Source organism: Variovorax sp. GW821-FHT09B01 (assembly GCF_059418345.1).
This window is the reverse complement of sequence record NZ_JBWKPQ010000002.1, coordinates 470,370-483,161: the sequence shown is the minus strand read 5'-3', so window position 1 is coordinate 483,161 and position 12,792 is coordinate 470,370. Positions and strand designations below refer to the sequence as shown.

Annotated in this window: 8 protein-coding genes; 3 read left to right on the top strand and 5 right to left on the bottom strand. The window is 70.8% G+C overall.

The window, feature by feature from the left end:
* Nucleotides 1-17: 17 nt before the first annotated feature.
* Nucleotides 18-1,700, bottom strand: coding sequence for an NAD(P)H dependent flavin oxidoreductase family protein (locus AC07RV_RS09345; protein WP_296782690.1), 1,683 nt, complete (start codon nucleotides 1,698-1,700; stop codon nucleotides 18-20).
* A gap of 67 nt (nucleotides 1,701-1,767) precedes the next feature.
* Between AC07RV_RS09345 and pdxR the strand changes: the two genes are divergently transcribed.
* Both pdxR and AC07RV_RS09335 read left to right on the top strand, forming a co-directional pair.
* Nucleotides 1,768-3,267, top strand: a complete 1,500-nt coding sequence (gene pdxR / locus AC07RV_RS09340) for a MocR-like pyridoxine biosynthesis transcription factor PdxR (RefSeq protein WP_492713619.1) — start codon at nucleotides 1,768-1,770, stop codon at nucleotides 3,265-3,267.
* Nucleotides 3,268-3,376: 109 nt separating this feature from the next.
* Entirely contained in the window at nucleotides 3,377-5,653 is a 2,277-nt protein-coding gene (locus AC07RV_RS09335; protein ID WP_296782692.1) for a DNA/RNA non-specific endonuclease, read from the top strand.
* A gap of 9 nt (nucleotides 5,654-5,662) precedes the next feature.
* Here the strand turns inward: AC07RV_RS09335 and AC07RV_RS09330 are convergent, their stop codons facing one another.
* From AC07RV_RS09330 to AC07RV_RS09315, 4 genes are all read right to left on the bottom strand, one after another.
* The gene (locus AC07RV_RS09330) at nucleotides 5,663-6,238 is read right to left on the bottom strand and encodes a methylated-DNA--[protein]-cysteine S-methyltransferase (protein ID WP_296782694.1); all 576 of its coding nucleotides are present in this window, start codon (nucleotides 6,236-6,238) and stop codon (nucleotides 5,663-5,665) included.
* The gene (locus AC07RV_RS09325) at nucleotides 6,235-7,458 is read right to left on the bottom strand and encodes a YbfB/YjiJ family MFS transporter (RefSeq protein ID WP_296782696.1); all 1,224 of its coding nucleotides are present in this window, start codon (nucleotides 7,456-7,458) and stop codon (nucleotides 6,235-6,237) included. Before AC07RV_RS09325 ends, AC07RV_RS09330 begins: the two co-directional genes overlap by 4 nt.
* A gap of 71 nt (nucleotides 7,459-7,529) precedes the next feature.
* Nucleotides 7,530-10,601, bottom strand: a complete 3,072-nt coding sequence (locus AC07RV_RS09320; RefSeq protein ID WP_296782698.1) for an FAD-binding and (Fe-S)-binding domain-containing protein — start codon at nucleotides 10,599-10,601, stop codon at nucleotides 7,530-7,532.
* A gap of 30 nt (nucleotides 10,602-10,631) precedes the next feature.
* Nucleotides 10,632-11,339 carry a GntR family transcriptional regulator gene (locus AC07RV_RS09315; protein WP_261205684.1) on the bottom strand — a complete coding sequence of 236 codons (708 nt, stop codon included), beginning with the start codon at nucleotides 11,337-11,339 and terminating at the stop codon, nucleotides 10,632-10,634.
* A 131-nt stretch (nucleotides 11,340-11,470) separates the two neighbouring features.
* Here AC07RV_RS09315 and AC07RV_RS09310 point away from each other — a divergent pair, with 131 nt between their 5' ends.
* The gene (locus AC07RV_RS09310) at nucleotides 11,471-12,715 is read left to right on the top strand and encodes a pyridoxal-phosphate-dependent aminotransferase family protein (RefSeq protein ID WP_296782700.1); all 1,245 of its coding nucleotides are present in this window, start codon (nucleotides 11,471-11,473) and stop codon (nucleotides 12,713-12,715) included.
* Nucleotides 12,716-12,792: the final 77 nt, after the last annotated feature.

Genomic DNA, 12,792 nt, shown 5'->3' with positions numbered 1-12,792 from the left:
GCCAGGAATGTTCTGAATCAATTCTTAAGAAGCACGTCCTCGAAGAAGGCACCGATCGGCCGTTCGAGGTCGCGCACCTGGACCTCGAGCACCCAGATGCCGTCGCCCGGAACGAAGTCGGCTTCGGCCAGGCGGTGCTTGCCGTAGAGCGCATGCGGAAAGTCCGAGACCCGGTGGCCGGCCGTCTCGCGCACCAGCGCGCAGCCATGCGTGCGCGCAAGCTCGCTCGCGAAGTCGTAGAGCGCGGCGCCGCTCAGTCCCTGCCGCCAGGCCTCCTGCGCGCGTTCGAAGATGTCGCGCGCCGCGCGCGTGACGCGCTCGTGGTCGGCATCGGCACCGCGAACGAAGGTATCGCCGTAGTCGCCCTCGTAGCCGTCCCACACCGGGCCGAGGTCGACGGTGTAGACGTCGTCTTCGCGCAGGCGACGCTGCCGATCGACCGGCTCGCGCGAGGTTCGCTGCGTGTCGGGCCCGAAGCGCACATAGGTCGGATGCCAGTTGTAGGCGGCGCCGAGCCGGCGCAGATGCCGGTCGGCGACCGCGATCGCCTCGCCCGTGGTCATGCCGGGTTCGATCAGCGCGGCGATCTGCGGCAGCGCCTCCATCGAGCGGCGGCGCGCTTCGAGGATGCCGTCGCGCGTGAACGTGGCGCCCACCTTTTCCCAGGGATGGCGCGCGACCTGCTTCGTGCTCGGCAGGAACACCTCGGAGACGAAGCGCGCCTTCGGCAGCCCCTCGGCCTGCAGCAGCGCGCGTGCGTCGCGCACCATGGCCGGGTTGCCGCAGGCATAGACGATGGTCCGCGCCCAGTCGTGCGCGGCCTTCGATGCCGCGTGCTGCACATGCTGCCTGCCTTCCGCGCGCGAAGACGGCACCGCGGTCCAGCGAAAGCCCGCGTGCACCCGCGCCATCTCGTCGAGCCATGCGGCCGCATAGCAGTCGCCGGCCTCGGCCACGCCCCAGTAGAGCGACACCGTGCGGAACGCCCCGCTCGCGAGCGCCGTCCGCAGGATCGGCCGAACGCCCGCGAAGCCGGTGCCGGTGGCCAGCAGCACGAGGTGGTCGATTCCGTCGGCGGGTGCCTGCCACACGAAGGCGCCATGGGGCCCTTCGAGCTCGAGCAGGTCCGCGGGCCGCAGCGCCGCGAGACGCTGCTCGGTGAACAGGCCGCCCGGCATGCGGCGGATGTGGAACTCGAGCCGGTTCGAGGCTTCGCCCTCTTCCGACGGCCGGTTGGCGATCGAGAAGCTGCGGCGCTCGCCGTCCTCGAGCACGAACTGCGCATGCTGGCCCGGCGCGCAGCGAAAGGGCTCGGCGCTCTGCAGCTCGACCACGAGCCGCGTGACCTTGGCCGTGAGCGGCTCGCAGATCACGACCTTCGCGGAGTGCCGCGATGGCGCGAGCGCCGGCGCGCTCCAGTGCGCGAAGCGCAGCCGCAGGTCGCTGGTGGCTCGGCACTGGCACATCAGCAGCTCGCCCGCGTCGACCTGGTAGGCCGCCTCCGAGGGCGGCGCGATGCGCTCGACGCCGCCCTCGAGCAACTGCGCGCGGCACGAGCCGCATTCGCCGCGCTTGCAGGAGAACGGCACGGCCACGCCCTGCGCCAGGGCCGCGTCGAGCAGGCTGCCCGCGCCATCGAGGGGAAATCTCGGGCCGTCGGGCGCGAGGGTGCAGAAGAAGTGCGTGGGGGTCGTCGTCATGGGGAGCTTCGTGGGTGGAATGCCTTGGACGCGAATCTAAATAGAATGTGGCCTTGCTTGTAGATCCATTTCGGAGAAAGCGATAAGGCCACTTTCCAGCCCCCCGCAGGCCCGGCGCACGCCATCGAGCCTCGATCTCGCGACCGAACCGCCGCGCGAGGGCGAGGCCAAGCAGGCCTGGATCTACCGCCAGATCCGCGCCCGCATCCTCGACGGCGCACTGGCCAAGGGCGCGCGCCTGCCCTCGACCCGGCAGCTCGCGCAGCGCTGGCAGGTGTCGCGCGTGACCGTCGACGCGGCCTACGACCAGTTGCGCAGCGAGGGCTACCTGGTCAGCCGGGCCGGATCGGGCACCTACGTGGCGGCGCAGGTGCCCGACCGCTTCTTCGAGGCCGGCGACACGAAGCGGCGCCCGGCCACGCCCCGTACGCGGCCGGCCTGGAAGACCGACATGGCGCCGCTCGCCGCCACCGAGGCCCACCAGGCCTTCATGGCGCGCGTGGCCGATCCGGCGCTGTTCCCGCTCGATCTCTGGCGCCGCACCTTGCAGGCCAGCGCGCGGCGCGTGACCGCGGCACAACTGTCCGACGACGATCCCTTCGGGCTGCTGGCGTTGCGCGAGCAGATCGCCGGCTACCTCGGGGTGGCGCGTGGCATCGCCTGCGAGGCCGAGCGGATCGTGATCGTCTCGGGCATTCGCGAAGGGCTCGACCTCTGCGCGCGGCTGCTGCTCGCGCCCGGCGACAAGGTCCTGCTCGAGGACCCCGGTTACCTGCATGCCGCGCCGATCTTCGGCCACCACGGCCAGCAGCTGATCCATGTCCCGATCGATGCCGAAGGCTTCTCGGTCGCGCAGGCGCGCCAGCATGCGGGGGCGCGGCTCGCGCATGTCACGCCCGCGCACCAGTCGCCCAGCGGCCTCACGATGCCGGTATCGCGCCGCCTCGAACTGCTGTCGTGGGCCGAAGCCGCGAAGGCCTGGGTGGTCGAGGACGACTACGACAGCGAGTTCAGCTACGACAGCGCGCCTTTGCCGGCCTTGAAGAGCCTGGACGCGGCCGACCGCGTGATCCACTGCGGCAGCTTCAACAAGACCCTGTTCGGCGCGCTGCGCATCGGCTACATGGTGCTGCCACGCGCGCTGGTCGCCGACTTCCGCCGTGCCTGCCACATCGCCGGGCGCTCCACCGGCGTGATCGAGCAGATGGCGCTGGCCCGCTTCCTCGAAAGCGGCGACTTCGCGCGCCATGTGCGGCGCGCACGCATGGTCTATGCGCAGCGCCGCGACCTCGTGCTCGGCGGCCTGCGCGCGGCGCTCGAGCCCGCGCGGCTGCATGTCACCGGGGAGCACGCGGGCTTCCACCTCGTGTGGTGGCTGCCGCCGGACATGGCGCTGGCGCCGTTCCTGCGCGCGGCCGCGCAGCGCGGGCTGCGCTTCCAGGCGATCTCGGATTTCTGCCAGCGCAAGGACCTGCCGCCGGGGCTGGTGATCGGCTACACGGCGATGGACGACGTGGCGCTGCGCCGCAACGTCGACGAGCTGCGGCGGCTGATCCAGAGCGCCTGACGCGGCCGTGCCTTTGCATCGTCCTGTCATCAAGGCCCTCTAAAAGGCGAGCGAGACGGTCCACGAATCCGCAATCGCCGCCGCCGCCCGCGGCCAGTTGGAGGAGAACATGAACGAGCCCGCACACATCGGTGTCGCCGCGCGCCTGCGCATCCAGCAGCAGGCCGAACAGATCCAGCGCTCGCTCGACGCGATCGGCGCCGGCCGGCCCGGCGACGCCGAGCCCGAGATGCTGCGCCGCAGCGCCGTGCTGCAACGGCGAGTCGGCCTGCCGGTGCAGGAGGCCGCGCGCGAGGCGCCGCATTCGGGCGCGGAGAAGGTTTGGGGCCAGACGATCGACTTCGTGGATGTCGCATTCCTGCAGCGCGGTGCCTATGCGGCGCGCGCCGTGGCGCGGATCGTGACGCGCGACGGCCAGGGCCTCGGCACCGGCTTCATGATCTCGCCCGTGCTGTTCCTCACCAACAACCACGTGATCGGCTCCAAGGCCGATGCGGCGGACCTGCTGGTGGAGTTCGACTACGAGCGCGACCTCGCGGGACGCCCACGCGTGCCCACGCGCTTCGCCTTCGCGCCCGAGACCTGCTTCCTCACCAACGACCAGGACGACCTCGACTACACCGTGCTGGCGGTCGGCGGCCGCCTGAGCGGCCCCGGCGTGCTCGCGGGCTACAGCTTCCTGCCGATCTCCGCGGCCCGCGACAAGCACCAGCTGGGCGACCACGCGAACATCGTCCAGCACCCCGACGGCCGCATGAAGGAAGCCGTGCTGCGCGAGAACCAGCTGGTCTCGCGCGCGAGCACCACGCTGCACTACGTGGCCGACACGGAGCCGGGTTCCTCGGGCTCGCCGGTCTTCAACGTGCTGTGGCAGGTGATCGCCCTGCACCACTGGGGATCGCCGCACCGCGACCTGCTCGACCAGAACGGAAAACAGATCGCCAAGACGGTCAACGAAGGCATCCGGATCAGCGCCATCGTGACCGACATGAACACGCGCAAGAGCGGCCTGCCGGCGCGCGAGCGCGAGAAGATCACCGAGGCCATCGCCGCGGGCCTGGACCCGCAGGTGGTCTCGTCCGTCGAGTCCGCACCGGCCGTGGCGCATGACGCTTCGCTCGGTGCATCGGTCGACGTGGCCAGCGACGGCACGGCGACCTGGACCATCCCGTTGCGCGTGAGCGTGCAGCTGGGCGGCTACCCGACCCGTAACGGATCGCCGACGCCCGCGCAGGATGCCGCGCCGCAACCGCATGCCGACGTGGCGCCGTCGAGCACCGGCGAAGAGGCACGGGTCCAGGTCGATCCGGACTACGGAAACCGCGACGGCTACCAGCCCGACTTCCTGCCCGGCGTTGCCGTTCCCCTGCCCAAGCCGCGCGGTGCGGCGGCCCTGCGGGCGGTATCGGTCAACACGCGTCCCAAGGCGGGCCGGCCCAAGTACGAACTGCCGTACGAGCACTTCAGCGTGGTGATGCACAAGAAACGGCGGCTGGCTTGTTTCACGGCCACCAACATCGACGGGCGGCTGGCCAAGAGCTACGACCGCAGCACCGGCGTCATCGCCGCCTTCCATCCGGGTGAGGAGGAAGCGGACGAGGCCCCGGAGGCCAGCGAGCTCTGGTTCATCGATCCGCGCATCCCCGAGGAAGAGCAGACCCCGCCCGCGCTGTACGCGGGACAGACGGCGTACGACGCCCAAGGCGCGGCCATCGTCGACAAGCGCAAGGCGGACCATGCGAACCGGATCTTCCAGCAAGGCCACCTGACGCGCCGGCAGGATCCGCTCTGGGGGCCGGACGACATCGTCGTGCGCGCCAACGCCGACACCTTCCACGTGACCAACCGGTCGCCGCAGGTGGGCTTCTTCAACATGGGCAAGAGGAAGCCGGGCGCCGAAGCCGCCGCGCACGCGGGCGGCACGCTGTACTGGCGCGCGCTCGAGGACTTCGCGCTCAACAACGCGGTGGCGGACCAGGCGCGCGTCAGCGTGTTCACCGGACCGATCTTCGACGACGAGAACGACATTCCGTGGGAGCGCGGCATGCCCGAGATGGCCGGGTTCAAGGCCCCGCGCGAGTACTGGAAGATCGTGCTGCGCGTGGAGGACGGCCGCCTGCAGGCGACCGCCCTGAGCATCGACCAGACGCCGCTCATCGACTACGTGCCCGAGGCCACGCTGTCCGAAGCGGCCCTGGCGCGCGTGAGCTTCGAGAAGGTGAAGCGCTACCACGTGAGCATCGCGGAACTGGAGCGCAGGACCGCGCTGGATTTCGGCGCGAAGGTGCGTGGCGCCGATACCCATCAAGGCGGGGAGCGGCGCGAGGTCGCGTCCTTGAGCCAGTTGCTGAGCGTTCCGCGCGCGCCGAGCCGCCGGCGCCGCTGAACCTCGGCGCTAGAACAGCGAAGCCATCCCGTTGGGCCGCGCGCCCTCGATGTCGAGCATCCGGAGCTTGGTCAGCGCCCCGCCCCCGGCCGAGAAGCCGCCGGGCTTGTTGCCGGCCGCGAGCACGCGGTGGCACGGCACCACGGGCGCGAAGGGGTTCAGGCCCATGGCCTGGCCCACCGCGCGCGCCAGCGTCCTGTCGCCCAGTTCCTCGGCGATCTCGCCGTAGGTGCGCGTGTGGCCCGGCGGAATGCGCCGCGCGAGCTCGTAGACGCGCCGATGGAACTCGGACAGGCCGCGCATGTCGAGCGCGATGTCGCGCAGGTCGTCCTGCGCGCCTTCGAGCAGGGCCTGCACCGCCGCGATGGCACGTCGCGCCTCGGCATTCGGCTCGGCCTCGGGCAGCTCGGGAAAGCGCTGGCGCATGCGACGGCGCGCGGGCTGCTCGGTGGGGTCGTCCTGCGGCAGCTGCACGCCGACCAGTCCTTGCGGACCCCAGGCGACGCCGCAGACACCGAGCGCGGTATCGAACACGGCGAAGCCCGGCGTGGTGGCCTCATCGGCGAGCGCAAGCGCCTCGTTCATGCGGGCTCCAGCGCATGCTGGCGCGAAGCCAGCACGGCACCGAGCCACAGCGCGATCGCCGACCCCACGAGGCCGCGCGCCAGCCCGCCCGGGCCGTCGGAGATCCAGCCGGTGATGGTCGGGCCCACGATCTGGCCGAAGGCGAACACGATGGTGAAGACGCTGATGCCCTGGGCCCAGCGCGAGGACGGCAGGTTGTGGCGCACCAGCGCGGTGGTCGAGGCCACCACCGAGAGGAACACGCCGCCGAACAGCAGCCCCGAGACCAGCGCGATGGGCGCCGAGGCGCTGAGCACCGGCAGCAAGGTCGCCACGCCCAGCAGCCCGTTGAGCAGCGCCTGCGGCTGGCCGCCACGGTAGCGGTCGAGCAGCCCGGCCCACAGCCGCGACGAGGCGATGCAGGCGATGCCCAGCAACGCATAGAACAGCGTGACGAAGCCCGCGCTGGCGCCCTGCTCGCGCAGCAGCGCGATCACGAAGGTCATGTAGCCGATGTAGCCGATGCCGAAGAAGGCATAGCCCGCGAGCGCCCAGCCGAAGCGTCGCAGCGCGACCGGCGCGCCGGGTGCGGCACCGGAAGCCGCAGCGGCGGGCGCGGGCGCGGGTCGATCGGGCAGCGCGCGGCCGGCCCAGGCCAGCAGCACGGTCGCCAGGCCGCTGGCCACCGCCAGCGCCCACCAGGCCCAGGCCCAGCCATGCGGCTCGCCCGCCGCGGCCTGCAGCACCTGCGGCACGAGCAGCGCCGAGGCCAGGATGCCGAAGCCGGTGCCGCCGTAATAGATGCCCAGCAGCAGGCCGCCGCGCGAGGCATCGGCCTCGCCGAGCCGCGCGGCCATCAGGCCGCCCGCCACGAACACCCAGGCGCTCGCGATGCCCGCGAGCAGCCGCTGCAGCAGCAGCGCGGGCGCCGCGGTGACGAAGCCGCTGCCGGCCATGAACAGGCTCGCGAGCACCGCGCCCACCACCAGCAGCCGGCTCACGCCGAAGCGCCGCATCAGCGCCGGCGTGACCAGCGCGCCGACCAGGTAGCCGACCGCGTTGGCGGTGTTCATGCCGCCCGCCAGCGCATAGCTCCAGCCGAGGTCGTCGCGCATCGGCGGCAGCAGCAGCGCATAGGCGAAGCGCGTGATGCCGAGCGAGACGGCCGCGCCCATCGACAGGGCGAAGGCCAGCCGCAAGGTGGGCGGCACGGGGGCGGAGGAAGTCAGGGTGGTCGACATCGGGCGGTGCGCGGGGAGGCACCATTCTGCGGCAGCCGGCGCCGCCGCGCTGTCGCGCGTGAATCGGCCGCTCAGTGCACGCCGGCGTCCGCGTGCAGCAGGTGCCGCTCGAGCAGCACCGCCACGTGCACCGCCTCGCGCTGCGCGCCATCGACGATCTGGTGCCGGCAGCTCGTGCCATCGGCCACCACGATGGCCCCGGGCTTGGCGCGGATCGCGGGCAGCAGGCTGGCCTCGGCCATGCGCATCGAGACCTCGTAGTGGCTGGCCTCGTAGCCGAAGCTGCCGGCCATGCCGCAGCACGAGCTCTCGATGAGTTCGGGCGCGGCGCCCGGGATCAGCTTCAGCACCTCCAGCACCGGGCTCACCGCGCCGAAGGCCTTCTGGTGGCAGTGGCCGTGCAGCAGGATCGGCGCCTCGGCCGGCTTGAGCGCGAGCTCGAAACGGCCGGCGCGGACCTCGCGCGCGACGAACTCCTCGAACAGCAGTGCCTGCTTCGCCACGGTCTCGGCCTTCTCGCCGAAGCCCATCACCAGGGTCTCGTCGCGCAGCGTGAGCAGGCACGAGGGCTCGAGGCCCACCACCGGCACGCCCGCGCGCGCCAGCGGCAGCAAGGCATCGATCAAGGCCTCGGCCTTGCGCTTGGCTTCGTCGACCATACCGCTGGCCAGGTAGGTGCGGCCGCAGCAGTGGTGCGCGCCGCGCTTCTCGACCGTGTGCAGCACATAGCCCGCGGCCTGCAGCACGCGCGCGGCCGCGAGCGCGTTCTCGCTCTCGAAGGTGCCGTTGAAGGTGTCGACGAACAGCACCGCGGCCTTGCCGCCGCGCCGCGCGATCGCCAGCACCGTGTCGCGGTCGGCGAACAGGCCGGGCTCGCCGTCCTTGGCGCGCCAGAAGGTGTCGCTGCGCCAGGCCGGCAGCGAGCGCCTGGCCGAGAAACCCAGCAGCTTCTCGCCGAGCCAGGCGGCGCCCGGCACGCTGTTGCGCAGGTTCAGGAGCCACGGCAGCCGGCTCGCGCGGTGCGCGTAGTCGGGCAGCTGCGCCACCAGCCGGTCCTTGAGCGTGTGGCCGTGGCGCCGCTTGTAGTGGGCCAGGAACTCGATCTTCATCTTGGCCATGTCCACGCCGGTCGGGCAGTCGCGCTTGCAGCCCTTGCAGCCCACGCACAGGTCCATGGTCTCGTGCAGGGCCTCGCCGGTGAAGGCATCGGGGCCGAGCTGGCCCGACAACGCCAGCCGCAGCGTGTTGGCGCGGCCGCGCGTGAGGTGCTGCTCGTCGCGCGTGACGCGGTAGCTCGGGCACATGGTGCCGGCGTCGAACTTGCGGCAGTGGCCGTTGTTGTTGCACATCTCGACCGCCTTGGCCAGGCCGCCGGTGCTGTCGCCGCCGGTGCCGGGCGCGGAGGTCTGCTCGGTTACCGGGTCGGCATTCACGTCCCAGGCCGACCAGTCGAGCACCGGCTTGAGCTCGATGCGGCGATAGGGCTTCGGCGCGGTCGGCGGCGCGAAGCGGAACAGCGCGCCGTCGTCCATGCGCGGCGGGTCGATGATCTTGCCGGGGTTGAACAGGCCGATGGGATCGAGCTTGTGCTTGATCGCGCGGAAGGCTTCGTTGATCGCGGGCCCGAACTGCCACTCGATCCATTCGCCGCGGCACAGGCCGTCGCCGTGCTCGCCGCTGAAGGCGCCCTTGTACTTGCGCACCAGCGCCGAGGCCTCTTCGGCGATCGATCGCATCTTGGCGCCGCCATCGGCGCGCATGTCGAGGATCGGCCGTACGTGCAGGGTGCCGACCGAGGCATGCGCGTACCAGGTGCCGCGCGAACCATGGCGCGCGAACACCTCGGTCAGCGCGTCGGTGTACTCGGCCAGGTGCGCTAGCGGCACGGCGCAGTCCTCGATGAAGCTCACCGGCTTGCCGTCGCCCTTGAGGCTCATCATGATGTTGAGACCGGCCTTGCGCACCTCCCAGAGGTTCTTCTGGCGCGCCTCGTCGGGCATCTCGACCACGCTGCCCGGCAGGCCCAGGTCGCCCATCAGTTCCACCAGTCGCGCCAGCGCCTGCAACAGCGGCGCCTTCTCGGCGCCCGAGAACTCCACCAGCAGGATCGCGGCCGGCTTGCCGATCAGCGCGGTCTGCACCGTGGGCTTGAAGGCCGGGTTCGCGAGGCTCAGCTCGATCATCGTGCGGTCGACCAGCTCGACCGCGGTGGGTCCGAGCTCGACGATGTGCTGCGCGGCATCCATGGCCGCATGGAAGGTCGGGAAGTTGACGATGCCCAGCACCTTGGCGCGCGGCAGCGGCGCCAGCTTGAGCGTAAGGCTGCGCGTGTAGGCCAGCGTGCCCTCGGCGCCGATCAGCAGATGCGCGAGGTTCACGCTGCCGTCGGCCGTGTAAGGCTTCTCGCTCTGGTTGTCGAAGATGTCGAGGTTGTAGCCGGCCACCCGGCGCATCACCTTGGGCCAGTTCGCCGCGATCGCCTCGCGGTGCTGGCGCGCGAGGCCGCGCACGAACTGCGCGATGCCCGCGGCGCGCACGCCCAGCGTGCCCACGGGCCCGAAGTCCACCAGCTCGCCGCTCGACAGCCAGGCGCTCGCGCCGAGCACGTTGTGCACCATGTTGCCGTAGGCGATGGAACGCGAGCCGCAGGAGTTGTTGCCGGCCATGCCGCCCAAGGTGGCCTGGGCGCTGGTCGACACGTCGACCGGATACCACAGGCCGTGCGGCTTGAGCTGCGCATTGAGGTGGTCGAGCACGAGCCCGGGCTCGACGGTGGCGGTGCCGGCCTCGAGGTCCAGGTCGAGCACGCGCCGGAAATGCTTGCTGTTGTCGATCACCAGCGCCGCGCCCGTGGTCTGGCCGCACTGGCTGGTGCCGCCGCCGCGCGCGAGCACCGGCACCTTGAGGTCGCGCGCCACGTCGATGGCGGTGGCGATGTCGCGCTCGGTCTTCGGCACGAAGGCGCCGACCGGCGTGATCTGGTAGATCGACGCGTCGGTGGCGTAGCGGCCGCGCGAACCCGCGTCGAACAGCACCTCCCCTTGCGTCTCGGCGCGCAGGCGGCGCGCGAGCGCCTCGCAGGTGTCGTTGGGCGGCAGGACGGTTCCGGCGGGCTGGATGCGGCTGGCGGGTTCGATGAGCATCGTGGGTTTTCTTTTTGGGGGAAAGCGCGCTCAGGGCGCCTTGGAACGGGTCTTCTTCGCGGGCGGATAGATCTCGCCCTCGCGCAGCAGCTCGAGCACGGTGTCGCGCTTGCGCAGCACGTGCGCGACCAGCACCTTGCGCATGGCGGCGGCATCGCGCGCGGCCAGCGCCTCGATCATCTGTTCGTGCTCGGCCACGGCGCTCTTCCACTTGGCCTCGTTCTGGTTGGTGCGAAAGCGCAGCGACTGCACGCGCGCATTGATCGAGCGGTAGGTGTTCGACAGCACCGGGTTGCCCGCGGCCTCGTTGATCGCCGAATGGATGCGCGCATTGAGCCGGTAGTAGCCCGAGAGGTCGTGCCGCGCATAGCAGGCCAGCATTTCGTAGTGCAGCGCGCGCACCTCGGACAGCTGCTCCTCGGTGATGCGGCGCGCCGCCAGTTCGCCCGACATGCCCTCGAGCATCGACAGCACCTCGAAGGTGTCGATCACGTCGGCCTCGGTGAGCTTGACGGCCACCGCGCCGCGGTTGGGCAGCAGGTCGACCAGGCCCTCGGCCGCGAGCAGCTTGATCGCCTCGCGCAGCGGCGTGCGCGAGACGCGCAGCTGCAGGCACAACTCGCGCTCGTTGAGCTTGGCGCCCGGCGCGATCAGGCCTTCGACCAGCATGGTGCGCAGCCGCGCCGCGACCTGGTCGTGCAGCGCGAGACGGGAGATTTCGATGATTTCGGCGGTCATGGGATGCGTTCTTTCGGCCTCGTGATTGCATTTTGAATGCAAAAAAGAACACCCACAACCCTTGAATTTCAGGGTAAACCAGCAGAACAAAATGAATTTTGAATGCAAAACTGGCGCCGAAAGGACCCGCCATGCTGCAACTCGACCTCCACCCCACCGGCCGTCACTTCCTCCAGATCCCCGGCCCCAGCCCGGTGCCCGACCGCATCCTGCGGGCCATGAGCCTGCCCACCATCGACCACCGCGGGCCCGAGTTCGGCACGCTGGGCCTGAAGGTGCTCGGCGGCATCCAGCAGATCTTCAAGACGAAGCACCCGGTCGCGATCTACCCGGCCTCGGGCACCGGCGCCTGGGAAGCCGCGCTCGCCAACACGCTGAGCCCGGGCGACCACGTGCTGATGTACGAGACCGGCCACTTCGCCTCGCTGTGGCAGAAGATGGCCACGCGCCTGGGCGTGTCGACCGAGTTCCTCGCCTATGCGGGCAGCGACGACCAGTTGCCCAACGCGCCGAGCTGGCGCCGCGGCGTGCAGGCCGAGCTGATCGAGGCGCGGCTGCGCAAGGACACCGAGAAGAAGATCAAGGCCGTGTGCGTGGTGCACAACGAGACCTCGACCGGCGTCACCTCCGACATCGCCGCGGTGCGCCAGGCCATCGACGCGGCCGGACACCCGGCCCTCTTGATGGTCGACAGCATCTCGGGCCTCGCGAGCGCCGACTTCCGCCATGACGAATGGGGCGTGGACGTCACGGTCAGCGGCTCGCAGAAGGGCCTGATGCTGCCGCCGGGCATCAGCTTCAACGCGCTCTCGCCGCGTGCGCTCGAGGCATCGAAGAGCGCGAAGCTGCCCAAGGCCTTCTGGGCCTGGGACGAGATCGTCGAGATGAACAAGGACGGCTACTGGCCCTACACGCCCAACACCAACCTGCTCTACGGCCTCTCGGAATCGCTCGACATGCTGCTCGGCGAAGGGCTGGACAACGTGTTCGCACGCCACCGCCGCTGGGCCGCGGGCGTGCGCGCCGCGGTGCAGGCCTGGGGCCTGCCGATCCAGTGCGCCGACCCGGCGGTCTACTCGCCGGTGCTCACCGGCGTGATCACGCCCGAAGGTGTCGATGCCGATGCGCTGCGCCGGCTGATCCACCAGCGCTTCGACCTCTCGCTGGGCACGGGCCTGGGCAAGCTCAAGGGCCGCATGTTCCGCATGGGCCATCTCGGCGACAGCAACGACCTCACGCTGGTGGCCATGGTCGCGGGTGTCGAGATGGGCATGAAGCTCACCGGCATCAAGCTCGCGGGCAGCGGCGTGCAGGCGGCGATGGACCATTTCGCGAGCCATGCGGCCGCGCCGGTGGCGCTGAAGAAGGCCGCCTAGCGACACAGGGAGCCTCGATCGATTCCAGGCCGCAGCGCGCCGCTCGAACGGCGCGGCGGCCTCGGCGCGAGGGCCGC